Genomic DNA, 23,776 nt, shown 5'->3' with positions numbered 1-23,776 from the left:
GCTGGGTCCTGGGCGGGGTCCCGCCGGCCGGGCCGCACTCCGGGACGCGGAGGGCGCCGCGGGCCGGGGCGCGCTCGGTGCCGTGGGCCGGGCCACGGGGCGGGCAGCGGCTCAGCGTGCGGCGCCGGTCCGTTCGACGGTCCGCACAGCGCGCTCCACGAGGCCGGGCTCGGCGGGGTCCAGCCAGTGCACCCGCGGGTCCGCGCGGAACCAGGTCCGCTGGCGGCGGGCGAACCGGCGGGTGGCCGTCACCGTGGCCTCGACCGCCTGCGCCACGGTGGCGCGCCCGTCCACGACGTCGAGGAACTGCCCGTACCCCAGGGCCCGGGACGCCGTGCGGCCCTCGCGCAGCCCGCGGGCCGCCAGAGCGCGCACCTCGGCCTCCAGCCCGGCCTCGACCATGGCCCCGACCCGCCGGGCGAGCCGGTCGTGCAGCGCGGCGCGGTCGACGTCCAGGCCGATCTGCACCGTGGGCTCCACGTGCTCGCGGCGCGGCATGAACGCGGTGAAGGGGCGGCCGGTCAGCTCCCACACCTCCAGGGCGCGCACCAGCCGCCGGTCGTCCCGCAGGCGGGCGGCGGACTCGGGGTCCACCTGCCGCAGCCGCTCCCGGAGGGCACCGGGGCCCTGCTCGGCGAGCTCGTCCTCGATCCGCGCCCGCACCGCGGGATCGGTGCCGGGCAGCTCGAGCACGTCCAGGGCCGCGCGCACGTAGAGCCCCGAGCCGCCCACCAGGACGGGGACCCGCCCGCGGGAGCGGATCCGGGCGAAGCACGCCCGGGCGTCGCGCTGGAAGTCCGCGACCGAGGCCTCCTCGGTGACGTCCAGGACGTCCAGGAGGTGGTGGGGCACCCCGCGCCGCTCCGGCACGGTCGCCTTGGCGGTGCCGATGTCCATGCCGCGGTAGAACTGCATGGAGTCGGCGTTGACCACCTCCCCGCCCAGCCGCAGCGCGAGCTCGACGCCCAGCGCCGTCTTGCCGGTGCCCGTGGGACCGACGACGGCGACGACCGGCAGGTCCGCGCCGGTCACCGGACGGGCAGGCCCGGCATGCCCAGGCTCACGGGTCCGGGGCCGGTGGCGGTGCCCGGGGCGGCAGGAACGCCGCAGGACGCGGCCTGGCGGCGGTCCCAGGCGTCCCCGGCCCGCGAGCGCCGCAGCGCGTAGTCCTGCGGGGAGCGCGGGTCGGCGACGAGGTGGTAGGCGGCGGCGCCGGTGACCTCGACCGTCACGAAGTCGCCGGGACGCGGGACCTCGGCGCCCTCGGGCACGGAGAAGTGCACGAGCCGCTGGTCCCGGGCGCGGCCCGAGAGCCGGTGGGTCTGCTCGGACTTCTTGCCGGCCTCCGCGGTGACGAGCAGCTCGACCTGCCGGCCGACGACCGCCCGGTTCTCCTCCGCCGCGATCCGGTCCTGCAGGGCCACGAGCCGCTCGAAGCGCTCCTGCACCACGGCCTTGGGGACCTGGTCCGCCATCTCGCCCGCCGGGGTCCCGGGCCGGACGGAGTACTGGAACGTGTACGCGGAGGAGAAGCGGGAGGCGGCCACGACGTCGAGGGTGGCCTGGAAGTCCTCCTCGGTCTCCCCCGGGAAGCCCACGATGATGTCGGTGGTGATGGCGGCCTCCGGGATCCGTTCGCGGACGGTGTCCAGGATGCCGAGGAACCGCTTCGAGCGGTAGGAGCGGCGCATGGCCTTCAGGATCCGGTCGGAGCCGGACTGCAGGGGCATGTGCAGCTGGGGCATGACGTTCGGGGTCTCCGCCATGGCGTCGATGACGTCGTCCGTGAACGCGGCCGGGTGCGGGCTCGTGAAGCGCACGCGCTCGAGGCCCTCGATCTGCCCGCACGCGCGGAGCAGCTTCGCGAACGCCCCGCGGTCCCCGAACTCGACGCCGTAGGAGTTCACGTTCTGCCCCAGCAGGGTGACCTCGACGGCGCCGTCGTCGACGAGGGCCTGCACCTCGGCGAGCACCTCCCCGGGCCGGCGGTCCTTCTCCTTGCCGCGCAGGGAGGGGACGATGCAGAACGTGCAGGTGTTGTTGCACCCCACGGAGATCGAGACCCACCCGGAGTAGGCGCTGTCCCGCTTGGTGGGCAGGGTCGAGGGGAAGACCTCGAGGGCGTCGAGGATCTCCAGCTGCGCCTCGGCGTTGTGCCGCGAGCGCTCCAGCAGGGCGGGCAGGGAGCCGATGTTGTGGGTGCCGAAGACCACGTCCACCCACGGGGCCCGCTCGAGGATCGTGTCCTGGTCCTTCTGCGCGAGGCAGCCGCCGACGGCGATCTGCAGGCCCTGGTTGCGCTTCTTGGCGGGCACGAGCTGGCCGAGGTTGCCGTAGAGCTTGTTGTCGGCGTTCTCGCGCACGGCACAGGTGTTGAACACCACGAGGTCCGGCTCGCCGCCGGCGGCGGGGACGTAGCCGGCGGCCTCGAGCAGACCCGTGATCCGCTCGGAGTCGTGCACGTTCATCTGGCACCCGAAGGTGCGCACCTCGTAGGAGCGCGGGGCGGGCGCGGCGGAGGACGCGGTCGGGGACGGGGCTGCGGGGGTCGACATCACCGGACAATTGTACGGGCCCGGTCCGGTCACGGGGTGTCCAGGTGCTCCTCGCCGATCCCGTCGTCCTGGACCGGGGTGCCCGAGCGCGCCTCGAGCTCCTCCTTCACCACGGCGAAGGCCAGGCCGGGCGGGTAGCCCTTCCGGCCGAGCATGCCGACCAGGCGCCGCACGGCCTTGTCCCGGGCGGCGCGATCGGCGGGGTCCAACCCGGCGGGGAGCTTGCGGCGCACCAGCTCGGCGGCGTCCTCCCGCTCGTCCTCGTCGGTGCGCTGCTCGAGCGCCGACTCCGCGATCTCCCCGGTCACGCCGCGGGTGGCGAGCTCGCGGCGGATCGCGGAGCGGGAGAGCTTGCGGGAACTCGCGCGCGAGCGGACGTAGAGCTGCGCGTACTGGGCGTCGTCGACGAGGTCGACCTCCTCGAACCGGTCCAGCACCTCCCGGGCCACGTCCTCGGGGACGTTGCGGTCGGCGAGCTTGTCCTCGAGCTGCTTGCGGCTCTTCGCGGAGGCGGTGAGCTGACGCAGGACGATCGCCCGGGCCACCTCGCGGGGGTCCGGCTCGGCATCCTGCGCCGGGGACGACGACGACGCCGGGCCCTCCGGCCCGCGGTGGCGGGCGGAGGACCGGCGGCGCCGGCGTGCGTACGGGCTCTCGGTCACGGGCCCGCTCAGAAGGCCGGGCCGGGGACCTCGGTGGGCAGGCCGGCGACCGGCGGCTCCGCCGCGGTCTCCTCGGCCGCCTCCGGCTCCTGGACGACCCCGAGCTTCACCAGGATCCGGCGCTCGATCTCCTCGGCCAGCTCCGGGTTGTCCTTGAGGAACCGGCGGGAGTTCTCCTTGCCCTGTCCCAGCTGGTCGCCCTCGTAGGTGAACCACGCCCCGGACTTCTTCACGATGCCGTGCTCCACGCCCATGTCGATGAGCCCGCCCTCGGTGGAGATGCCCTCCCCGTAGAGGATGTCGAACTCGGCCTGCTTGAAGGGCGGGGCCATCTTGTTCTTGACGATCTTGGCCCGGGTCCGGTTGCCCACCGGGTTGGCCCCGTCCTTGAGGGTCTCGATGCGGCGCACGTCCACGCGGACCGAGGCGTAGAACTTCAGCGCCTTGCCGCCGGTGGTGGTCTCGGGGCTGCCGAAGAACACGCCGATCTTCTCGCGCAGCTGGTTGATGAAGATCGCGGTGGTGTTGGAGTGCGAGAGCCGGCCGGTGATCTTGCGCAGCGCCTGGCTCATGAGGCGGGCCTGCAGGCCCACGTGGCTGTCGCCCATCTCGCCCTCGATCTCGGCCTTGGGCACCAGGGCCGCCACCGAGTCGATGACGATGATGTCGATGGACCCGGAGCCCACGAGCATGTCCATGATCTCCAGGGCCTGCTCGCCGGTGTCCGGCTGGGAGACCAGCAGGCTGTCCGTGTCCACGCCGAGCTTCTCGGCGTAGGCGGGGTCCAGGGCGTGCTCGGCGTCGATGAAGGCGGCGATCCCGCCGGCCTTCTGGACGTTGGCCACGGCGTGCAGGGCCACGGTCGTCTTGCCGGAGGACTCCGGGCCGTAGATCTCCACGACGCGCCCGCGCGGGAACCCGCCGATGCCCAGCGCGACGTCCATCGCGATGGAGCCGGTGGGGATGGTCTCGATCTTGGTCGCCGGGCGGTCGCCCAGGCGCATCACCGAGCCCTTGCCGTAGTTCTTGTCGATCTGCGCGAGAACGGTCTCGAGAGCCTTCTCGCGGTCGCTGCCGAACTGCTGGTCGGAGCTCTGCTTGTTGCCCTTGGCTGCCATGGTTCACCTCGTGGTCGGGGGGCTCCGCCGGTGCGGCCGGAACCGTTGCTGCTGGTCTTTTCGTGTTCCACGGTATCGCCGGGGTCGGACACCGTAAGGCGTTCGCGCGGGGTCTGGGGAGGATCGGCGAGCACCGTCCCGGACGGCACGGGCTGTGCAGTCCGCCCTCGGTCTTCGAATATACCTTCGAAGCGCCCCGGGGTCCACGACCGCGCCGGGGCGAGCCCCGCGCGTCAGTCCCGGGGCGGGCGGTCCACGCCCCACCAGCGGGTCTCGGGGACGTCCTGGGCCCGGCAGAGGGCGAACCACACGGTCCGCGGGTCGACCCCGGCCTCGATGGCCTCGGCGGCCGTGCGGTGGTCCAGCTCCCCGAGCACCAGGTCCCGGGCCAGGACCTTGCTGTAGCCCGCGCCGAACTCGTCGGCCATGAGCTGCCAGAAGCTGCTCAGCCGCATCCGCGTCCTCCTTCGTCGTGCCCCCGCCCGGCGGCGTGCCGGGCGTCGTGCCCGTCCATCCTGCCATCCGCGGCCCGGCCGCCGCAGACCGGAGGGCCCGCCGGTCCTGGGACCGACGAGCCCTCGGGGACGTCGTGGACGGGCGGCGGGCCGCCCGGGCGGATCAGCGGGCGCCGGCCGCGGCGGCCTCGCCGCCGTTGACCCGGCCGAACTCCCGCGAGTACTGCTCGGTGAGGTCGCTCGGCACGGTGTCCGGGACCAGGAGGCCCTCGGCGTAGGCCAGGCGGTCCGCGACCTCGCGCAGCATCTGGGACATCGGGATGTCGAGCGCGGCGCAGATCGACGCGAGCAGCTCGGAGGAGGCCTCCTTCTGTCCGCGCTCCACCTCGCTGAGGTAGCCGAGGGACACGCGGGCGCTGTGGGAGACCTCTCGGAGGGTGCGCCCCTGGCGCTGGCGAACGCTGCGCAGAACCTCACCGATCTCCTGGCGGAGTACACCCATCTTCATGTCCTTCGTCTCGGTGCTGTCGTCCTCGTCCAGGCCCACGTCCTTCCAACGGACGACGCCATTGACGGACACGGGTTGCTTGGTCATGTGAATCGCTTGTCTCCTCGTGTGTACGGCAGCTTCACCGCCTGGTGCGGGCGGTGCCCCGGCGCCGGCCGGTCGACGCCTTGACGTCCACCGGCTCAACTCGAGCCTGCGATCATTGCTAACCCCGCTGACGGTTCCATTCTTCCCCCCGGGAGGCCTTTTTTCACTGGGAGTTGGCTGGGAGCACCATCGCCGCGGTGAGCCGCTCCAGCGCGGCGTGCACCGCGGCCGCCCGGACCGCCGCCCGGTCCCCTTCCGCGGCCAGCTCGTGGACCGCGGAGCCGGCCGGTCCCGCGATGCCCAGGTAGACGGTGCCCACGGGCTTGCCGTCGTGCGGCTCGGGGCCCGCGACGCCCGTCGTGGAGACGGCCCAGTCCGTGCCGAGGCGGCGGCGGGCGCCCTCGGCCATGGCGACGGCGACGTCCGGGTCGACGGAGCCCCGCTCGGCGAGCAGCCGGGCCGGGACGCCGAGGACCTCGGTCTTGACCCAGTTCGAGTAGGACACGACCCCGCCCTCGAAGCAGGCCGAGGCCCCCTGCACGTCCACGACGGCGGCGGCGAGCGCGCCCCCGGTGAGGGACTCCGCCGTGGCGACCGTGAGCGCCCGCCGGACGGCCTCCTCGACGAGGGCCCGGGCCGCCGGCCGCGGTTCCGTCACGCCGCGTCCCGCTCGGCCAGCGCCCGGCGGCGCAGCTGCACGGCCTTGACGACGTAGTCCACGCCGGTCACGACCGTGACCACGAGGGCCGCGCCCATCACGGTCCAGCCCAGCCACGGCCACCACTCACCGACCAGCGGCACCAGCGGGAGCAGCAGGAGCAGGAGCGCCACGGTCTGCAGGACCGTCTTGAGCTTGCCGCCCTTCGAGGCCGCCATCACCCCGTAGCGGATGACGACGAAGCGCATCAGCGTGATCCCCCACTCCCGGACGAGGATCACCACGGTCACCCACCACCACAGCTCGCCGAGCATCGAGAGCACCACGAAGGCGGCGCCGGTCAGCAGCTTGTCCGCGATGGGGTCCGCGATCTTGCCGAAGCTCGTGATCAGCCCGCGCGCCCGGGCGATGTCGCCGTCGAGCTTGTCCGTGTACATCGCGACGGCGAAGACGGCCAGGGCCGCCCACCGCATGCCCAGGGAGTCCTCCCCCTGGGTGCCGCCCGCCCACAGGAACCAGACGAAGAAGGGCACCAGCACGATGCGCAGGGCGGTCAGCGCGTTCGGGAGGTTGAGGTTGGACGCCGGGTCGGCGGGGCTCATCGTGTGCTCGCTTCCAGGTGGGGTGGGGCCGGCTCAGCGGCCGGTCAGCTGCCAGGCGTCCTCGGAGCCCTCGGGGTCCTCGGCGCCGTCGCCGTGGTCGGCCGCGGTCCGGGCCAGCGAGGCCTCGACCGGGTCCTCGCCGTAGTCCACGGATCCGCCCTGCGGCGCGGGCGGGTCCTCGCCGCGGATCACGGCGAGGGTCGCGGCGAGGTCGTCCGGCTTGACGAGCACGTCGCGCGCCTTGGACCCCTCCGAGGGGCCGACGACGCCGCGGGACTCCAGCAGGTCCATGAGCCGGCCGGCCTTGGCGAAGCCGACGCGCAGCTTGCGCTGCAGCATGGAGGTCGACCCGAACTGGGTGGTCACCACGAGCTCGGTCGCCTGCAGCAGGACGTCGAGGTCGTCCCCGATGTCCTCGTCGATGGTCTTCTTGGGGGCCTCCTGCACCACGTCCTGGCGGTAGTGGGCCTTCATCTGGCCCTTGACGTGGTCGACGACCTCGTGGATCTCGGACTCGGAGACCCAGGCGCCCTGCACGCGCATCGGCTTGGAGGCGCCCATGGGCAGGAACAGGGCGTCGCCCTGGCCGATGAGCTTCTCGGCGCCCGGCTGGTCCAGGACCACGCGGGAGTCGGTGACCGAGGACGTCGCGAACGCCATCCGGGAGGGCACGTTGGCCTTGATCAGCCCGGTGACCACGTCCACCGAGGGCCGCTGGGTGGCGAGCACCAGGTGGATGCCGGCGGCGCGCGCGAGCTGGGTGATCCGCACGATCGCGTCCTCGACGTCGCGCGGGGCGACCATCATGAGGTCCGCGAGCTCGTCCACGATGACCAGCAGGTACGGGTACGGCCGGATCACGCGCTTCGAGCCGGGCTCGGGCTGGACCTTGCCGTTGCGCACGGCCTTGTTGAAGTCGTCGACGTGCTTGTACCCGTAGTGGGAGAGGTCGTCGTAGCGGGCGTCCATCTCCCGCACGACCCACTGCAGCGCCTCGGCGGCCTTCTTGGGGTTGGTGATGATCGGCGTGATCAGGTGCGGGACGCCCTCGTAGGCGGTGAGCTCCACCCGCTTGGGGTCGACCATCACCATCCGCACCTCGTCCGGGGTGGCGCGCATCAGGAGCGAGACGATCATCGAGTTCACGAAGCTCGACTTGCCCGCGCCGGTGGCGCCGGCGACCAGCAGGTGCGGCATCTTCGCGAGGTTGGCCACCACGTAGCCGCCCTCCACGTCCTTGCCCACGCCCATGACCATGGGGTGCTCCGTCTTGCGGGCGTTGTGCGAGCGCAGGACGTCGCCCAGGGACACGGTCTCGCGGTCGGTGTTCGGGATCTCGATGCCGATCGCGGACCGGCCGGGGATCGGCGAGAGGATGCGCACGTCCGCGGAGGCCACGGCGTAGGCGATGTTCTTGGACAGGGCCGTGACGCGCTCCACCTTGGTGCCGGAGCCGAGCTCGATCTCGTACCGGGTGACGGTGGGCCCCCGGGAGAAGCCGGTGACCACGGCGTCCACGTTGAACTGGTCCAGCACGCTGGTGAGGGCGGCGACCACGGCGTCGTTGGCCTCGGAGCGCTCCTTCGGCGGCGGCCCCTGCACGAGGGCCCCGGGCGCCGGCAGGGAGTAGGCGATGTCGCCCTCGAGCTTGAGCTGCTCCGCGCGGGCGGGGATGGGCGACTCGGGGGTATGGGTGCGGGCGGTGACGGCCGTGGAGCCGGTGGGCTCGGCGGCCACGTCCTCGAGCGCCGGCGAGCCGGAGCCCGCCGCGGTGTCCGCGGCCGGCTCCAGGCCCTGCTCCCGGCGGAGCCGGCGGGCCGCCAGCTGCTCCTGGGTGGGCCGCTTCTGGCCCGGCCGCGGAGTCCCGCCGCCGTCCTCCGCGTCCGCCGGAGCGGCGGCCGGTCCGGCGGGCGCGGCCGCCGGACCCGTCCCCGCCGCGGCGGCCCGCTGCCGGGCGGCGCGCGCGGAGTCGACGTCGAAGACCCGGGTGGGCGCCTGGCCGTCGGCGGCCTCCTCGTCGACGACGGCCCGCTCGAACGCCTCGTCCCCGCGGTAGCCGTCGAGGGCGCGCCGCTCGGCCTCGGCCTCCTTGCGCTCGCGGCGCTTCTCGCGGCGGGTCTTGGCCGCCTCGGCGCGCGCACGGTGCTCGTCCAGGTAGGAGCGGTCGTGCCGGGCGGCGGAGACGTCGGTCGCGGAGACCGGGCCGTCCTGGCCCATGAGCCGCCAGTAGCCCTGCCGCAGGCGCGGCAGGATGAGGTTGACGGGCGTCGCGGTGACCACGAGCACCGACAGGAACAGGGCCGCGACGAAGATGGCGCCGGCGCCGGCCGGGGTGATGAGGGCGCTCAGCGGGTCCGCGGCGAGGAAGCCCACGTAGCCGCCGGCGCTCCGCAGCGCCTCCTGGCCCTGGCTCGGGGACGGCCGGCCCAGGAGCACGTGCGCCAGGCCGGAGCCCGCGACGACGGCGGCGCCGAGCCCGATCGCGATGCGGTTGTTGGCCGAGGTGTCCTCGGGGTGGCGGAAGCGGCGCAGCGCGAAGCCCACGAGCGGCAGCGGCAGCACCAGGGCCGTCCAGCCGAAGGTCCCGGCGAGCACCTCGTGCACCGCGACCGCGGGGACCGCCAGCCACGGCGCCGAGGCGCCGGGCAGGTTCCACCACTCGACGGCGGCGGCGAGCAGGCCCAGCAGCAGCAGGAACAGGGCGCCGCCGTCCCGCAGCGACTCCGCGGGCACGTCGGTGCGCAGGGTGCCCATGCGGCGCACGGCGCCGCCGACCACGTGGGCGATGGCCGTCCAGAGCCCTCCGACGAGGCGGGCGCACCACGCCAGGGCGGCGCCCAGCCCGTGCAGCACCCGCGGGGAGGCCGGGGCGGGGGCGCCCCGCCCGGCGGACGCGGGACGGCGGGAGGAGGTGGACCGGCTGGATCCCGACGACCGCGCAGAAGACGTGCTGTTCTTGCCACGCGACGTCGAGGCGCCCTTGCGGGCGGGGGAAGTACGAGTCGCCATGCTCCCAGGGTAGACCACGGTCCCCTCCCGCCCGCGGTGCCGCACGGGCGGGAGGGGACCCGGCGCTCAGGCCTCGATGACGACCGGCACGATCATCGGCTTGCGGCGCAGCCGGCGGCTGACCCAGGAGCCGATGGTGCGGCGCACCACCTGCTGGAGCTGCTGGGTGGTGTGGTTCTTGCCCGAGTGGTTGATGGCGTCCTCGAGCGCGGCGGTGATCTTCGGCTTGATCTCGTCGAACACGCTGTCGTCCTCGGCCACGCCGCGGGCGTGCACGTCCGGGCCGGTGACGACCTTGCCGGTGTCCCGGTTCACCACGGTGATCACGGAGATGAAGCCCTCCTCGGCCAGCACCAGCCGGTCCTTGAGGTCGGCGTCGGTGATGGTGCCCACGGAGGAGCCGTCCACGTAGACGTAGCCGCACTCGATCTGGCCGGTGATCCGCGCCTGCCCGGCGGCCATGTCCACCACGGTGCCGCCCTCGGCCATGAGCACGTGGTCGGTGGGCACCCCGGTCTCCTCGGCGAGCTTGCCGTTGGCGATGAGGTGGCGGACCTCGCCGTGCACCGGCATGACGTACTCCGGCTCCACGATGTTGTAGCAGTACAGCAGCTCGCCCGCGGCCGCGTGCCCGGAGACGTGGACCCGGGCGGTGCCCTTGTGGACCACGGTGGCGCCCAGCCGCATCAGCCCGTTGATGATCCGGAAGACCGAGTTCTCGTTGCCGGGGATGAGCGAGGACGCGAGGATCACGGTGTCGCCCTCGGTGAGCTGGACCTTGTGGTCGCCGTTGGCCATCCGCGACAGCGCGGCCATCGGCTCCCCCTGCGACCCGGTGCACATGATGACCAGCTCCGAGTCCGCGTGGTCGTCGATCCGCTTCTGGTCGACCAGGGTGTTCGGCGGGACCTCGAGGTAGCCGAGCTTCTCGGCGATGGTCATGTTGCGCACCATGGACCGGCCCATGAACGCCACCTTGCGCCCGTGCTCGGCGGCGGCGTCGAGCACCTGCTGCACGCGGTGGACGTGCGACGAGAAGGACGCCACGACCACGCGCTTCGGCGCGCGCCCGATCACGTCCGCGAGGACGGGGCCGATGTGCTTCTCCGTGGGGGTGAACCCGGGGACCTCGGCGTTGGTGGAGTCGGTGAGGAACAGGTCCACGCCCTCCTCCCCCAGCCGCGCGAAGTGCCGCAGGTCGGTGATCCGGCCGTCGAGCGGCAGCTGGTCCATCTTGAAGTCGCCGGTGTGCAGGACGGTGCCGGCCTTCGTGCGCAGGAACACCGCGAGCGCGTCGGGGATCGAGTGGTTGACGGCCACGAACTCGCACTCGAACTCGCCGAGCCGCTCGACCTGCCCCTCGCGCACCGCCATGGTGTAGGGCTTGATCCGGTGCTCCTGGAGCTTCGCCTCGATGAGCGCGAGCGTCAGCCGGGACCCGATGACCGGGATGTCGGGGCGGCGCTTGAGCAGGTACGGGACGGCGCCGATGTGGTCCTCGTGGCCGTGGGTCAGCACCACCGCCACGACGTCGTCGAGCCGGTCGACGATGTGGTTGATGTCCGGGAGGATCAGGTCCACGCCCGGCTGGGTCTCCTCGGGGAAGAGCACGCCGCAGTCGACCACGAGCAGCTGCCCGTTGATCTCGAACACCGTCATGTTCCGTCCCACCTCGCCCAGCCCGCCCAGCGGGACGACGCGCAGGACGTCCTTGCCGAGGGCGGGCGGGGCCGACAGGTCAGTGTGCCACTGGGTCATGTGACCTCTTTCGTCAGTCGATGGTCTCGAGGAGGGTGTCGGAGATGACCGAGTCCGCCAGGTCCGCGCGGATCAGGGCGGCCTCGGCCTCCGTGGGCGGGACGTGCGGGAGCCGCACGGTGTTGTGCGGCAGGCGGCCCTGCCACTTGAGGATCGTCTTGGCCGCGACGGCGCCGGGGGCGCGGGTCATGGTCGCGCGGACCACGGGCTCGAGCTCGCTGTTGATCCGCTGGGCCGTGGCCAGGTCCTGGGCGCGGACCGCGTCGACGAGACGGCGGTACCGGGCGGTGGCCACGTGGGTGGTGACGCCGATGAGCCCGGCGGCGCCGATGGCCATCCAGGGCAGGGTCAGCCCGTCGTCGCCCGAGTAGTACAGCAGGTCGGTCTCGGCCAGCACCCGGGTCGCGGCGACCAGGTCCGCCTTGGCGTCCTTGACGGCCACGATGTTCGGGTGCCCGGCGAGGGAGACGAGGGTCTCCGTGGCGATCGGGATGCCGGCGCGGCCCGGGATGTCGTAGAGCATGATGGGCAGGTCCACGGAGTCGGCGAGGCTGCGGAAGTGGGCTTCGACGCCGGCCTGGGAGGGCTTGTTGTAGTACGGGGTGACGATGAGCAGCCCGTCCATGCCGATCTTCTCGGCGGCCCGGGAGAGGTACCGGGAGTGCTCGGTGTCGTTGGAGCCGGTGCCCGCCAGCAGGGGCACGCGGGAGCCCACGGCGTCCTTGACCACGCGGAACACGGAGAGGTTCTCGTCGTCGGTCATGGTGGAGTACTCGCCCGTGGTGCCGCACACCACCAGGCCGTCGCAGCCGTCGTCCACGAGTTGCTCGGCCATGGTCGCGGTGGCGTCCAGGTCCACGGAGCCGTCCTCGGCGAAGACGGTGATCATGGCGGTGAGCAGCGTCCCGAACATGGGCTCGGACCGGGTCGCGGGCAGGTCGGCGGGGGAAGGCGAGGCGTTGGCAGTCATGGGTGCCAGGTTACCGTCTTCGCTGCGGGCGCACCGCCGGGGGACGCGTCCGGGCGCACTGTGCCCGCCACGGGCTTCAGGCCCGCTCCCCGCCCGGGGGGTCGGCGGGCTCCGTGCCGCGGGCGGCGCGCCCGCGGGAGAGGGCCACGGCGTCGCGCATCGCGGCGCGGGCGCGGGTCCGGTCCCCGGCGGCCGCGTAGGCGAGGGAGAGCCGGTACCAGTTGCGCCACTCCCCCGGGTCCTCCTCGGTCTGCGCCCGGTACGTCCCGAACCGCTCGTCGGCGGCCTCGCGCACGATGCGCCCGCCGGGGGTGCGCGGCAGGTCGTCGGGCGGCAGCCCGCCCTCCTCGTGCAGGGTCCGGCCGAGCTGCTCGGTCCGGACGCCGAAGAGCACCTCGCGCACCAGCGCCCACACGCCCACGGCCGGCAGCACCAGCATGGCCACGCCGAAGGCCTTGGCGATCCAGCCGTCCGTGCCCAGCAGCAGCACGGCGCGGTGCAGGCTCAGCCCCAGGTAGACGACGAGCAGCGACACCATGGCCGCGGCGAGCAGCTTCGCCTTGCTCGTGGACTCCAGGAGCGTGAAGACGCCCGCGAAGACGAGCACCGCGAGGATCCACAGCTTCGAGCCGCCGGGGATCGGCAGCAGCCACAGGGTCAGCAGGGCCACCGCGAACAGGCCCAGGACCCAGGTCCGGATCGAGTCCATCGGCGCTACAGGCCCAGGTCGAGGTAGTCCTCGAGACCGTGCGTGAGCCCGGGGTGGGAGACGACCTGCCGGACGCCGAGCACCACGCCGGTCATGAAGGAGATGCGGTCGAAGGAGTCGTGCCGGATGGTGAGCTGCTCGCCGAGGTTGCCGAGCAGCGTCTCCTGGTGGGCCACCAGCCCCCGCAGGCGCACCGAGTGCACGCGGACGTCGTCGACGAGAGCCCCGCGGGCCCCGTCCGGGTCCTGCTTCGTGGCGTCGGGCGAGGGCGCGACCCCCGCGGCCCGCCGGGCCTCGCCGACGAGGGCGGCGGTGCGGGCGGCCGTGCCCGAGGGGGCGTCGACCTTGTCCGGGTGGTGCAGCTCGACGATCTCGACGGACTCGAAGAACCGGGCGGCCTGCGCGGAGAAGCGCATGGCCAGGACCGCGCCGATGGAGAAGTTGGGGGCGATGAGCACGCCCACGCCCCGGTGCCGCTCGAGCAGCGCCCGGGTCCGGTCCAGGCCCTCGTCGTCCCAGCCGGTGGTGCCCACCACGCAGTGGATGCCGTGCTCCACGGCGAAGCGCACGTTGTGCTCGGTGACCGACGGCACGGTGAAGTCGATGACGACCTGCGCGCCCGCCGAGACCAGGACCTCCAGGGAGTCCTCGTGGTCGAGCTCCGCGACGAGCTCCAGCCCCTCGGCGCGGCGGACCGCCTGCGCGGCCTCGCTGCCCATGCGGCCGCGGGCGCCGAGGACGGCGACCCGGAGCCCGCCGGTGGTGGTCGCCGCGGCGGTGGTGGTCTCGGTGGCTGTGCGCTCGGTCATGGCTCCAACTCTAGGTTACGGGCTCGCGGGTCACGGTCCCTGGGTCGCGGGGCGGGCGGGCCCCGGCGGCGGGGCGGGCTCAGCGCCGGGTGGGCGCCACGATGGTGGTCACGACGGGCCCCTCGGCCAGCCAGGCGGCGAGCTCCCGGACCTGCTCCGGCGTCACGGCGCGCACCCGGTCCAGGGACTCGTCGATGTCGAGGAACTCCCCCGACTTCAGTTCCGCGGAGCCCAGCCGGGACATCCGCGAGCCGGTGTCCTCGAGGGCGAGCACGGTGCCCCCGCCCAGCTGGCCCACGACCTTGCGCAGCTCCTCCGCGCCGATGCCGTCCCGGGCGAGCGTCTCCAGCTCGCCCGTCATGAGCGCCACGACCTCGTCGGTGCGCGCGGGCAGGCACCCGGCGTACATCCCGAAGTAGCCGGCGTCCGAGTAGGCCCCCGAGAAGGAGAACGTGCTGTAGGCCAGGCCCCGCTTCTCGCGGATCTCCTGGAACAGGCGGGAGGACATCCCGCCGCCCAGGGCCGCGTTGAGCACCGTCATCGCGAACCGGCGGTCGTCCCCGGACACGAGCCCGGGCCGGCCGACGACCACGTTGGTCTGCTCCACGGGACGCTCCAGGAAGTGCTCGCCCCAGTCGGGGGCCAGGGGCGCCGGGGTGCGCTCGCGCCGCGGGACGGGCGCCGCGGGGACGGCGGGGTCCCAGCCCGCCCGCTCGAGGGCCTCGGCGACGAGGGCGACGACGACGTCGTGCTCGAGCCCGCCCGCCGCCGTCACCACGAGGCCCTCGGGCCGGTAGTGGCGGCGGTAGTGCTCGACCACCGCGTCGCGGGGCACCTCGAGGATCTCCTCGGGGGTGCCGCCGATGGGCCGGCCCAGGGGGTGGTCACCGAGCACGCGCTGGGTGAACTCCTCGAAGGCCACGTCCTCGGGGTCGTCCTTGTCCATGGCGAGCTCCTCGAGGATGACCCCCCGCTCCCGCTCGAGCTCCTCCGGGTCCAGGGCGGCCGACGTCACCATGTCGGTGATGACGTCGATCGACATCGGCAGGTCCTCGGCGAGCACCCGCGCGTAGTAGCACGTGTGCTCCTTGGCCGTGGCCGCGTTGGACTCCCCGCCCACCTCGTCGAAGGCCTCCGCGATCTGCAGCGCCGAGCGCCGGGCGGTGCCCTTGAACAGCAGGTGCTCGAGGAAGTGCGTGGAGCCCAGCCGGCCCGGCTGCTCGTCCCGGGAGCCGACGCCGACCCAGAAGCCGACGGTCACGGCCCGCTGGGCGGGCATCCGCTCGGTGAGCACGCGCGTGCCGCACGGCAGGACCGTGCGGCGGACCACGTTGCCGCCCGCGCCCTCGTGGAGGGTGTGGCTGAAGCCCGCGGCGGCCGTGGTCAGGGCCGCCGCCGCGGCGGAGGGGGAACTGCGGGGAACCGCCGAGAGGCGGGCGTCCGGGCCCGGGGTGCTCCCCGGGCCGCGGTCGCCCGCCTCCAGCGGCAGATCGACTGCCGTCATCCAGCTGTGCTGCCTTCTCTGCTCGTGCGGTGCTGTGCGCGGGACGGGCCCGGCTCAGGCCTCGGTGTCGTCGTCGTCCTCCGGGAAGACGTTCGGCTCCTCGGCGACCACGGGGGCCAGCGAGAGCTTGCCGCGGTCGTCGACCTTGGTGATCTCGACCTGGACCTTCTGGCCGACGCCCAGGACGTCCTCGACGTCGGTGACGCGCTTGCCCTCGTTGAGCTTGCGCAGCTCCGAGATGTGCAGCAGGCCGTCCTTGCCGGGGGTGAGGGACACGAAGGCGCCGAAGGTCGTGGTCTTGACCACGGTGCCGAGGTAGCGCTCGCCGACCTCGGGGACCTGCGGGTTGGCGATCGCGTTGATCGCGGCCCGCGCCGCCTCGGCCGAGGGGCCGTCGGTGGCGCCGATGTAGACGGTGCCGTCGTCCTCGATCGAGATGTCGGTGCCGGTGTCCTCCTGGATCTGGTTGATCATCTTGCCCTTGGGGCCGATGACCTCGCCGATCTTGGAGACGGGGACGGTCACGGAGATCACGCGCGGGGCGAACTCGCTCATCTCGTCGGGCTGGTCGATGGCCGCGTTCAGGACGCCGAGGATGTGCAGCCGGGCCTCGCGGGCCTGGGTCAGCGCGGCGTCGAGCACCGAGGAGGGGATCCCGTCGAGCTTGGTGTCGAGCTGGATCGCGGTCACGAACTCGGAGGTGCCGGCGACCTTGAAGTCCATGTCGCCCAGCGCGTCCTCGGCGCCCAGGATGTCGGTCAGCGCGGCGTAGCGGGTCTCCCCGTCCACCTCGTCCGAGACCAGGCCCATGGCGATGCCGGCCACCGGCGCGCGCAGGGGCACGCCGGCGTTGAGCAGCGACAGGGTCGAGGCGCAGACCGAGCCCATCGACGTGGAGCCGTTGGAGCCCAGCGCCTCGGAGACCTGGCGGATCGCGTAGGGGAACTCCTCGCGGGAGGGCAGCACCGGGGTGATGGCCCGCTCGGCCAGCGCGCCGTGGCCGATCTCGCGGCGCTTCGGGGAGCCCACGCGGCCGGTCTCGCCGGTGGAGTACGGCGGGAAGTTGTAGTGGTGCACGTAGCGCTTGTGCTTGACCGGGGACAGCGAGTCGATCTGCTGCTCCATCTTGAGCATGTTCAGCGTGGTCACGCCCATGATCTGGGTCTCGCCGCGCTCGAAGATCGCGGAGCCGTGCACGCGGGGCAGGACCTCGACCTCGGCGGTGAGCCGGCGGATGTCCGTCAGGCCGCGGCCGTCGATGCGGACCTGCTCGGTGAGGATGCGCTGGCGCACGGTCTGCTTGGTGAGGGCCTGGTAGGCGCCGTTGACCTCGTCCTGACGGTCGGCGAAGGGCCGGCCCTCGCCGGTGAGCTCGGCCAGGGTGGCCTGGTGCAGCTCGTCGGTCGCGGCCTCGCGCTCCTGCTTGTCGGCGATCGAGTAGACCTCGGCGAGCCGGGACCCGACGGAGGCCGCGACGGCCTCCCGGACGTCGTCGCCGAAGCCGCCGAAGCGGGGCAGCTCCATCTCCGGCTTGCCGGCGCGGGCACGCAGGTCGGACTGGGCGTCGCACAGCGCCTTGATGGCCGGCTTCGCGGCCTCGAGGCCCTGGGCCACGAGCTCCTCGGTGGGGGCCACGGCGCCGTTGTTCTTGATGAGGTTCCAGGAGTTGTCGGTGGCCTCGGCCTCGACCATCATGATCGCGACGTCCTCGGAGCCGTCCTTGCCGGTGACGACGCGGCCGGCCACGGCCATGTCGAACACGGCGTTCTCGAGCTGCGAGTGCTTGGGGAAGGCGACCCACTGGTGCTGGCCGTTCTCCCCGGCCATGAGGGCGACGCGGACGCCGCCGACGGGGCCCTGGAAGGGCATGCCCGACAGGGTCGTGGCCATCGACGCGGCGTTGATCGCGACGGTGTTGTAGATCTCGTCCGGGTTCATGGACAGGATCGTGACGACGACCTGCACCTCGTTGCGGATGCCCTTGCCGAAGGCGGGGCGCAGCGGGCGGTCGATGAGCCGGCAGGTGAGGATCGCGTCCGTCGAGGGACGGCCCTCGCGGCGGAAGAACGAGCCCGGGATGCGCCCGGCGGCGTACATCCGCTCCTCGACGTCGACCGTCAGGGGGAAGAAGTCGAAGCCCTGGCGGGGCGACTTGCCCACCGTGGTGGCGGCGAGCATGGTGGTGTCCTCGTCGATGGAGACGAGGGTGGAGCCGGCGGCCTGCTTGGCGAGGCGGCCGGTCTCGAAGCGCACGACGCGCTTTCCGTAGGAGCCGTTGTCGATGACGGCTTCGGCGTACTGGATCTCGGGACCCTCCAAGGGTCACCTCCGTTTCGTGTCGGCGGGACCGTCCGCGCGTCACCCGGTCTTCGATCGAGATCCACGGAAGGGCCGGGGCCGCGAGGGCCGTCCGGTGTCCGGAGATCACTACCGAGGACCGCGAATGATCGGCGCGGTGGCCCCGTCTGGTGTTCGATGGTGCTGTCTGTGGTGGTGCACCACGCCCGTCCGGCTGCCGTGCCGGGCGGGCCCGGTGCTCCGGCGGCGTCCTCCCGTTGCCGGGCGGACGCCGCCGGGTGCCGACTAGCGGCGCAGGCCGAGCCGCTCGATGAGCGTGCGGTAGCGCGTGATGTCGGTGTCGCGCAGGTAGGTCAGCATGCGGCGGCGGCGACCGACCAGGGCCATCAGGCCGCGGCGGGTGTGGTGGTCGTGCTTGTGCTGCTTCAGGTGCTCCGTCAGATCGGCGATCCGGCGGGTCAGGACCGCGATCTGCACCTCGGGCGAACCGGTGTCGCCCTCGTGGGTCGCGAAGTCCTTGATGATCTCCTGCTTGATGGCGGCGTCGAGTGCCACGTGTAACTCCGTTCGAGTCAGTACCGTGCGGCCCGGACGACGGGCTCGTCGCCGGGTCCCGGGGCTCCCCGGGGGTCCGACAACCACGGACTGCAGTCGGACCGCCGTCCAGTCTAGCGGACGCGGGCGCGCCGCCCCACCCTCGCCCCGCGCGGCGCGCTGGGCTGGGCGCGCCCCGGCCGGTGGGCCAAGATGGGAGGGACACGACGGCGGGGTCCCGGCGCACGGGCGCCGGGACGAGCAGCACGAGACGAGCAGGAGCAGCGCGTGAGCAAGGACGAGAAGGACGGGCGGGGGACGGCGGTCGCCGACCGCACGCACACGATGCGGGACGGCCGGCGGATCCCCGCGATCGGGCTGGGCACCTATCCGATGGACGACGCCGCGGCCGAGGCCGACGTCGCCGAGGCCCTGATGCGGGGGTACCGGATGGTGGACACCGCGGTGAACTACGGCAACGAGACGGGCGTGGGCCGCGCGGTCGCGGCCGCCGGCGTGCCGCGCGGCGAGCTGTTCCTCACCACCAAGCTGCCCGGCCGGGACCACGGCACGGACTCGGTGCGGCGCTCGCTCGAGGGCTCCCTGCGCCGGCTGGGCACCGACCACGTGGACCTCTACCTCATCCACTGGCCGAACCCCTCGGTCGGCCGGTACGTGGAGACGTGGCGGACGATGCTGGAGCTGCGCCAGGAGGGCCTGGTCCGCTCGGTGGGGGTGTCCAACTTCACGCCCGCCCACATCCGGCGCCTGATCGAGGAGACCGGCGAGACGCCGGCGGTCAACCAGGTGGAGCTGCACCCGCAGTACCAGCAGGAGCGGCTGCGGGAGTTCCACGAGGAGCACCGCATCGTCACCCAGGCCTGGTCCCCGCTGGGCCGCAAGACCGACCTGCTCCAGCACGAGTGGATCGCCCGGATCGCCCGGCAGACCGGACGGACCCCGGCCCAGGTCGTCCTGCGCTGGCACCTGCAGTCGCACACCGTCCCGATCCCCAAGAGCTCCGACCCCCGGCGCATGGCCGAGAACCTCGACGTCCTCGACTGGGAGCTGGACGAGGACCAGATGCGCCGGATGCGGATGCTGCACACCGGGATCAGCGGCTCCGGCTTCGACCCGAACACGCACGAGGAGATGTAGCCGGCGCGGGCACGGCCGAGGGGGCGCCGCCGGGCGGTGCGGGGCGGCGGCGCGGGCCGCCGGGGCTCAGGCCTCGGCGGCCAGGATGCCCCGGGTGCGCTCGACGTCGTCGTCCATCTGCGCCACGAGCTTGTCCACGCCCTCGTAGGCGACCATCCCGCGCAGCCGGGCGACGAACTCCACGACCACCTCCTGGCCGTAGAGGTCGAAGTCCTCGACCCGCTCCTCGGGGCGGTCGATGACGTGCGCCTCGACCTGCCGGGGCACGTTCTCGAAGGTCGGGTTGGACCCCACGGAGATCGCGGTGGGCCAGCGGGTGCCGGAGGCGTCGACCAGCCACCCGGCGTACACCCCGTCGGCGGGCACGAAGCCGGCCGCCTCCGGGGAGAGGTTGGCCGTGGGATAGCCCAGCTCCCGCCCGCGGGCGGCCCCGTGCACCACCTCCCCGCGCATCCGGTGGTGGCGCCCGAGCAGCCGGGCGGCCGCGCGCACGTCCCCCGCCTGCAGGCAGGCCCGGATCCACGTGGAGGAGCAGCGCCGCTCCCCCGCGGTCGTCACGGCCGGGGCGTGCTCCGGGTGCTCCTCGTGCAGCGCGTCGAGCAGGTCGTCGACCACCCGGACCTCGAAGCCGTGGCGCTCCCCCAGCTCCCGGAGCGTGTCGATGTTGCCCGTGTTGTCCTTGCCCAGGCGCGTGTCCTCCCCCACCACGAGGCAGCGGGCGCCGAGCGGCCCCACCAGGGTGCTCAGCACGAACTGCTCCGTGGACTGGTCCGCGAACTGCAGGGTGTACTCCAGCACGAGGGCGGCGTCCGCGCCGGTCCGCTCGAGGGCGTCCAGCTTGTCCTCGGTGCCCATGATCAGTCCCGGGTGGCTGCCGGGACGGTGCACCTGTGCGGGGTGCGGGTCGAACGTCACGACCACCGAGGCCCAGCCCCGCTCGCGGGCCGCGTCGACGAGCTCGGACAGCACCCGCTGGTGACCCCGGTGGACGCCGTCGAAATTGCCGATGGTGACCACCGACGGGCCGAAGCCCGGGGGGACGTCAGAGAGATCTCGCCAGCGGAACACGGTTCTCCTCGCAGGAACGACAACAGGCAGGTACGGGTGGGGCTCGTCAGCGCGGGCCGGGTCGGTGCGGGCCGCCGGGCTCCTCCGCGGGCGCCGCGGACGGGGACGGCGGGCCGTCCCACGGGGTCTGCGGAGTGCGGGGGTCCTCGGCGCCGAGGGTCAGGATCCAGGCGTCCACCGAGGCGCCGCGCTGCTCCATGAACCCGTCGATCCGCACCGGGGAGCGGAAGCCGAGCCTCCACGCGAGCTTGCGGCTGGCCCAGTTGGGGACCTTGGCCATCCAGTAAGCATAGGTGAGGCCCAGGGACCCGAACGCGTGCTCGAGCAGCAGCCGGCAGGCGGCCTCCGCCGCGCCGGAGCCGCGGGCGTGCGGGCCGAAGTTGAGCCCGATGTCGGCCGTGGTCCCGCGCAGGGCGTTGAGCCCCACCGTCCCGTGCAGGCGGTCGGTCCGGGCGTCCGCCACGGCCCAGTTGTACTCGCGGCCGGCGCGCCAGGCCGCGGGGACGAACTCCTCGACGTACCAGCGGGCGTCCGCCTCCGTGTAGCCGAGCGGCACGGTGGTGAACTCCGCCGCCGCGGGGTCCGCGCAGTTGCGGGCCAGCTGCGGGACGTCGCGCTCCTCGAGCCGGCGCAGCACCACGGTGCCGTCGGTGAGGACGGGGACGTCGTAGTCCTCGGCGCCGTCGGGGCGTACGGGCATCGGCGGGAATCCTTTCGAACGGCGTGCGGCGCGGGGCGCTGCGGCCCGCGACCGAGCCTACCCGGTGCGTGCCGGGGCGCCGCGCGGGGCAGGACCGGCGTGCGGTCAGGGCGGGGCGGGCGGTCAGGCCGGGGCGCCCCCGCCGCGGGGCCGGGACCGGCGGAGCCAGGCGAGGCCGACCACCGGCAGCACCAGCGGCACGTGACCGTAGTCCTGCCCGAAGCGGGACCACACGCTGGCCTCGGGGAACAGGGCCGGGGCGAGCACGGAGAGCAGCCCCACGCCGAGCACCCCGAGCAGCTCCACGCCCACGGCCGCCGTGGCCAGGCGGTGCCACCGGGGGCCGGGCCGGGCGAGGGCCACGGTGGCCACCACGTAGACGGCCGCGGCGAACGCGGAGAGCAGGTACGGCAGCGGCGCGGTCCCGAAGCCGGTCAGGATCTGGTACAGCGAGCGGACACCGGCCGAGAGGGAGAAGACCGCGTAGACCACGACCACCAGGCGCCCGAAGCCCGAGGACTTGCGGTCGCCGCGCGCCGTGCCGGCGCGCGGCCCGAAGCGCTGCTGCAGCCGGGTGGGCCCGCTCTCCGGGGCGTCGTGCGTCATCGGGGTGCCTCCTGCGGGGTCGGGGCGGTGCGCGGGCTCACTGGTAGTACCAGATGAAGTTCATGCGGTAGACCATGATCGCCACCACGGGGCCCGCGGCCGCGAGCACCCAGTTGGACCAGCTCGAGCGCTCCACGAGCGACCACACGAAGGTGCCCGCCGGGACGAGCAGCGCGGTCAGGAGGTAGCCCCAGTGCTCGAGGGCCGAGCCGGTGGGCCCGGGACCCAGCACGTGCATGACCACCGTGCCCACCGCGTGGACGAGCAGGAACGCCTCGAGCAGCAGCACGGAGCCCTGGGTCCAGTCGTCGGGCCGCCGTCCGCGCACGGCCTGCACGGCGCACACCAGGAAGGAGAGGCCGCCCAGCAGCACCGCGGCCCAGAACCAGCCGTCGTAGCCCCACAGCATCAGCGCTCCCCCGGCGGGGTCCCCGGCGGCCCGGGAAACCGCTCCCCGGGCAGGAAGACGAGCACGGGCTTGGCGGTGCGCTCCCCGCGGTGGCCGCGGTCCGAGAGCAGGGCCACGAGCCGCCCGTCGGGGGCGAAGCCGCCCGTGACGGCCTCGTTGTCGAGCGGACCCGCACCGGGGTCCACGGTGCTGGCGCCGATCCGGCGGCCGTGGGCGACGTCCTCGGCCTCGGCCGCCGTCAGCCGGCGGACGGCGAACAGTCCCGCCGCGGCGTCCTCGAGGCTCGTCACGGGCAGCGGGCGGCCGGCGGCCACCTCCTCGGCGAGCTCCTCGAGGGTCGAGGCGTCCTCGAGGCCCCACGCGCCCACCCGGGTCCGGCGCAGGGCGGTGAGGTGGCCGCCGACCCCGAGGTCGGCGCCGAGGTCCCGGGCCAGGGCCCGGACGTAGGTGCCGGAGCTGCAGGTCACGGTGACGTCGACGTCGAGGACGTCGCGCCCGGCGTCGTCGCGGGTCCGCACCAGCCGGTGCACGGCGAACTCGGACACGGTGACGGGGCGGGCGGCGAGCTCGACGTCCTGCCCGGCCCGGACCTGCGCGTAGGCGCGCCGGCCCTCGACCTTGATGGCGCTGACCTTCGCGGGGACCTGCTGGAGGTCACCGGTGAGCCGGGCGACGCCGGCGGCCACCGCGTCCTCGTCCACGGCGGCGACGGCTCCGGGGCCGGCGACGTCGAGGACCTCGCCCTCGGCGTCGTCGGTGACGGTGGTCAGGCCGAGCCGGATCGTCGCGGCGTACGTCTTGTCCCGCCCGACGACCCAGGTCAGGAGGCGGGTGGCACGGTCCACGCCGAGGACCAGGACGCCGGTGGCCATGGGGTCCAGGGTCCCGGCGTGGCCGACCTTGCGGGTGCCCGCGAGGCGCCGGGCGCGGGCGACGACGTCGTGGCTGGTCCAGCCGGCGGGCTTGTCCACGACCACGAGCCCGGACGGCGTCGGCAGGGACGGGTCCGGGCTCGGGACGTCAGGCTTCGTGCGGGTCACTTCCCCGGTGCCTCCGCCCGCTCAGCGGTCCCGGGAGGACTCGTCGTCCTCCTCGGCCGGCTTCCGGTAGGGGTCCTCCCCCGCGGCCCAGCTGGCGCCGGCCGCCTGGGCCGCGACCTGGGCGTCCTTCTCCTTGGCCGCGCGCAGCACCTCCTCGAGGTGCGAGGCGTTGACCGGGATCTCGTCGGGGACGAAGGTCAGCGTGGGCGTCAGGCGGGCCGTGATGTTGCGGCCGACCTCGCTGCGCAGGACGCCCTTGGCGGACTCCAGGGCGGCGCGGGTGCTCTCCTGCTCCTCCGCGGTGCCGAACACCGTGTAGTACAGGGTGGCGTGCTGGAGGTCGTTGGTGACGCGGGCGTCCGTGATGGTCACGAAGCCCAGCCGGGGGTCCTTGACCCGGCGCTCGAGCGCCTGGGCCACGACGACCTTGATCCGGTCGGCGAGTCGGGCGGCGCGTGCTGCGTCAGCCATGGTGGATGCTCCTCGGGTCGGGACGGTGCACGAAGCGGTGCTGGAAGGGTCGCGGCGGCACGGGCGGGCGCTGGGCCCGCCCGTGCCG

At 73.6% G+C, this 23,776-nt stretch carries 23 protein-coding genes; 1 reads left to right on the top strand and 22 read right to left on the bottom strand.

Annotated features, from left to right (window positions below):
* Positions 1–111 precede the first annotated feature (111 nt).
* From miaA to rpsO, 16 genes are all read right to left on the bottom strand, one after another.
* Complete coding sequence (miaA, locus tag ACPYN7_RS07395) at positions 112–1,032, bottom strand: tRNA (adenosine(37)-N6)-dimethylallyltransferase MiaA (protein WP_424347200.1); 921 nt, start codon at positions 1,030–1,032, stop codon at positions 112–114.
* Positions 1,029–2,555, bottom strand: coding sequence for a tRNA (N6-isopentenyl adenosine(37)-C2)-methylthiotransferase MiaB (miaB, locus tag ACPYN7_RS07390; protein WP_424347224.1), 1,527 nt, complete (start codon positions 2,553–2,555; stop codon positions 1,029–1,031). Before miaB ends, miaA begins: the two co-directional genes overlap by 4 nt.
* Before the next feature lie 29 nt (positions 2,556–2,584).
* Positions 2,585–3,217, bottom strand: a complete 633-nt coding sequence (locus ACPYN7_RS07385; RefSeq protein ID WP_424347199.1) for a regulatory protein RecX — start codon at positions 3,215–3,217, stop codon at positions 2,585–2,587.
* Positions 3,218–3,225: 8 nt separating this feature from the next.
* Positions 3,226–4,335, bottom strand: coding sequence for a recombinase RecA (gene recA / locus ACPYN7_RS07380; RefSeq protein WP_058873509.1), 1,110 nt, complete (start codon positions 4,333–4,335; stop codon positions 3,226–3,228).
* Between the two features lie 233 nt (positions 4,336–4,568).
* Positions 4,569–4,790: a DUF3046 domain-containing protein gene (locus ACPYN7_RS07375; protein ID WP_058873508.1), complete on the bottom strand. Its 222-nt coding sequence runs from the start codon at positions 4,788–4,790 to the stop codon at positions 4,569–4,571.
* Between the two features lie 163 nt (positions 4,791–4,953).
* Complete coding sequence (locus tag ACPYN7_RS07370; protein WP_017832912.1) at positions 4,954–5,385, bottom strand: helix-turn-helix domain-containing protein; 432 nt, start codon at positions 5,383–5,385, stop codon at positions 4,954–4,956.
* Positions 5,386–5,548: 163 nt separating this feature from the next.
* Positions 5,549–6,043: a CinA family protein gene (locus ACPYN7_RS07365; RefSeq protein ID WP_424347198.1), complete on the bottom strand. Its 495-nt coding sequence runs from the start codon at positions 6,041–6,043 to the stop codon at positions 5,549–5,551.
* A complete protein-coding gene (gene pgsA / locus ACPYN7_RS07360) occupies positions 6,040–6,645 on the bottom strand; it encodes a CDP-diacylglycerol--glycerol-3-phosphate 3-phosphatidyltransferase (protein WP_424347197.1) in 606 nt (201 codons plus the stop codon). Before pgsA ends, ACPYN7_RS07365 begins: the two co-directional genes overlap by 4 nt.
* Positions 6,646–6,678: 33 nt before the next feature.
* Positions 6,679–9,654, bottom strand: a complete 2,976-nt coding sequence (locus ACPYN7_RS07355; protein ID WP_424347196.1) for a DNA translocase FtsK 4TM domain-containing protein — start codon at positions 9,652–9,654, stop codon at positions 6,679–6,681.
* 66 nt (positions 9,655–9,720) lie between these two features.
* Positions 9,721–11,412, bottom strand: coding sequence for a ribonuclease J (locus ACPYN7_RS07350; protein WP_058873504.1), 1,692 nt, complete (start codon positions 11,410–11,412; stop codon positions 9,721–9,723).
* A gap of 13 nt (positions 11,413–11,425) precedes the next feature.
* Positions 11,426–12,382: a 4-hydroxy-tetrahydrodipicolinate synthase gene (dapA, locus tag ACPYN7_RS07345; RefSeq protein ID WP_424347195.1), complete on the bottom strand. Its 957-nt coding sequence runs from the start codon at positions 12,380–12,382 to the stop codon at positions 11,426–11,428.
* 76 nt (positions 12,383–12,458) lie between these two features.
* Positions 12,459–13,091, bottom strand: coding sequence for a hypothetical protein (locus ACPYN7_RS07340; RefSeq protein ID WP_197412652.1), 633 nt, complete (start codon positions 13,089–13,091; stop codon positions 12,459–12,461).
* 5 nt (positions 13,092–13,096) lie between these two features.
* Positions 13,097–13,900, bottom strand: a complete 804-nt coding sequence (dapB, locus tag ACPYN7_RS07335) for a 4-hydroxy-tetrahydrodipicolinate reductase (protein ID WP_058873503.1) — start codon at positions 13,898–13,900, stop codon at positions 13,097–13,099.
* A 79-nt stretch (positions 13,901–13,979) separates the two neighbouring features.
* Positions 13,980–15,404, bottom strand: coding sequence for a M16 family metallopeptidase (locus tag ACPYN7_RS07330; RefSeq protein WP_058873502.1), 1,425 nt, complete (start codon positions 15,402–15,404; stop codon positions 13,980–13,982).
* Between the two features lie 54 nt (positions 15,405–15,458).
* Complete coding sequence (locus tag ACPYN7_RS07325; RefSeq protein ID WP_424347194.1) at positions 15,459–17,723, bottom strand: polyribonucleotide nucleotidyltransferase; 2,265 nt, start codon at positions 17,721–17,723, stop codon at positions 15,459–15,461.
* Between the two features lie 264 nt (positions 17,724–17,987).
* Positions 17,988–18,257: a 30S ribosomal protein S15 gene (rpsO, locus tag ACPYN7_RS07320; protein WP_017832923.1), complete on the bottom strand. Its 270-nt coding sequence runs from the start codon at positions 18,255–18,257 to the stop codon at positions 17,988–17,990.
* Positions 18,258–18,524: 267 nt separating this feature from the next.
* Between rpsO and ACPYN7_RS07315 the strand changes: the two genes are divergently transcribed.
* Positions 18,525–19,394, top strand: coding sequence for an aldo/keto reductase (locus ACPYN7_RS07315; protein ID WP_424347193.1), 870 nt, complete (start codon positions 18,525–18,527; stop codon positions 19,392–19,394).
* Positions 19,395–19,460: 66 nt separating this feature from the next.
* On the opposite strand, the gene ACPYN7_RS07310 is transcribed toward ACPYN7_RS07315, so the two are convergent.
* The 6 genes from ACPYN7_RS07310 to rbfA form a co-directional block, all read right to left on the bottom strand.
* The gene (locus tag ACPYN7_RS07310; protein WP_058873500.1) at positions 19,461–20,462 is read right to left on the bottom strand and encodes a bifunctional riboflavin kinase/FAD synthetase; all 1,002 of its coding nucleotides are present in this window, start codon (positions 20,460–20,462) and stop codon (positions 19,461–19,463) included.
* A gap of 46 nt (positions 20,463–20,508) precedes the next feature.
* On the bottom strand, positions 20,509–21,162 hold the full coding sequence (locus ACPYN7_RS07305) for a GNAT family N-acetyltransferase (protein ID WP_424347192.1): 654 nt from the start codon (positions 21,160–21,162) through the stop codon (positions 20,509–20,511).
* Positions 21,163–21,285: 123 nt separating this feature from the next.
* Entirely contained in the window at positions 21,286–21,768 is a 483-nt protein-coding gene (locus ACPYN7_RS07300) for a hypothetical protein (RefSeq protein ID WP_424347191.1), read from the bottom strand.
* A 37-nt stretch (positions 21,769–21,805) separates the two neighbouring features.
* On the bottom strand, positions 21,806–22,177 hold the full coding sequence (locus tag ACPYN7_RS07295) for a hypothetical protein (RefSeq protein WP_058873498.1): 372 nt from the start codon (positions 22,175–22,177) through the stop codon (positions 21,806–21,808).
* On the bottom strand, positions 22,177–23,217 hold the full coding sequence (gene truB, locus ACPYN7_RS07290; protein ID WP_424347190.1) for a tRNA pseudouridine(55) synthase TruB: 1,041 nt from the start codon (positions 23,215–23,217) through the stop codon (positions 22,177–22,179). Before truB ends, ACPYN7_RS07295 begins: the two co-directional genes overlap by 1 nt.
* Positions 23,218–23,238: 21 nt before the next feature.
* Entirely contained in the window at positions 23,239–23,688 is a 450-nt protein-coding gene (gene rbfA / locus ACPYN7_RS07285; protein ID WP_058873496.1) for a 30S ribosome-binding factor RbfA, read from the bottom strand.
* Positions 23,689–23,776 lie beyond the last annotated feature (88 nt).

The sequence above is a fragment of the Kocuria sp. CH-021 genome (assembly GCF_049716185.1).
Lineage (GTDB): Bacteria > Actinomycetota > Actinomycetes > Actinomycetales > Micrococcaceae > Kocuria > Kocuria cellulosilytica.
Note: the sequence above shows the minus strand (reverse complement) of the source record. Positions and strands in the feature narration are given on the sequence as shown.

Excerpts from the sequence above, each read along its gene's own strand:
- miaB (WP_424347224.1), bottom strand. The coding sequence starts at position 2,555 with ATGTCGACCCCCGCAGCCCCGTCCCCGACCGCGTCCTCCGCCGCGCCC.
- recA (WP_058873509.1), bottom strand. The coding sequence starts at position 4,335 with ATGGCAGCCAAGGGCAACAAGCAGAGCTCCGACCAGCAGTTCGGCAGC.
- ACPYN7_RS07375 (WP_058873508.1), bottom strand. The coding sequence starts at position 4,790 with ATGCGGCTGAGCAGCTTCTGGCAGCTCATGGCCGACGAGTTCGGCGCG.
- ACPYN7_RS07370 (WP_017832912.1), bottom strand. The coding sequence starts at position 5,385 with ATGACCAAGCAACCCGTGTCCGTCAATGGCGTCGTCCGTTGGAAGGAC.
- pgsA (WP_424347197.1), bottom strand. The coding sequence starts at position 6,645 with ATGAGCCCCGCCGACCCGGCGTCCAACCTCAACCTCCCGAACGCGCTG.
- ACPYN7_RS07355 (WP_424347196.1), bottom strand. The coding sequence starts at position 9,654 with ATGGCGACTCGTACTTCCCCCGCCCGCAAGGGCGCCTCGACGTCGCGT.
- ACPYN7_RS07350 (WP_058873504.1), bottom strand. The coding sequence starts at position 11,412 with ATGACCCAGTGGCACACTGACCTGTCGGCCCCGCCCGCCCTCGGCAAG.
- dapA (WP_424347195.1), bottom strand. The coding sequence starts at position 12,382 with ATGACTGCCAACGCCTCGCCTTCCCCCGCCGACCTGCCCGCGACCCGG.
- ACPYN7_RS07340 (WP_197412652.1), bottom strand. The coding sequence starts at position 13,091 with ATGGACTCGATCCGGACCTGGGTCCTGGGCCTGTTCGCGGTGGCCCTG.
- dapB (WP_058873503.1), bottom strand. The coding sequence starts at position 13,900 with ATGACCGAGCGCACAGCCACCGAGACCACCACCGCCGCGGCGACCACC.
- ACPYN7_RS07330 (WP_058873502.1), bottom strand. The coding sequence starts at position 15,404 with ATGACGGCAGTCGATCTGCCGCTGGAGGCGGGCGACCGCGGCCCGGGG.
- ACPYN7_RS07305 (WP_424347192.1), bottom strand. The coding sequence starts at position 21,162 with ATGCCCGTACGCCCCGACGGCGCCGAGGACTACGACGTCCCCGTCCTC.
- ACPYN7_RS07300 (WP_424347191.1), bottom strand. The coding sequence starts at position 21,768 with ATGACGCACGACGCCCCGGAGAGCGGGCCCACCCGGCTGCAGCAGCGC.
- ACPYN7_RS07295 (WP_058873498.1), bottom strand. The coding sequence starts at position 22,177 with ATGCTGTGGGGCTACGACGGCTGGTTCTGGGCCGCGGTGCTGCTGGGC.
- rbfA (WP_058873496.1), bottom strand. The coding sequence starts at position 23,688 with ATGGCTGACGCAGCACGCGCCGCCCGACTCGCCGACCGGATCAAGGTC.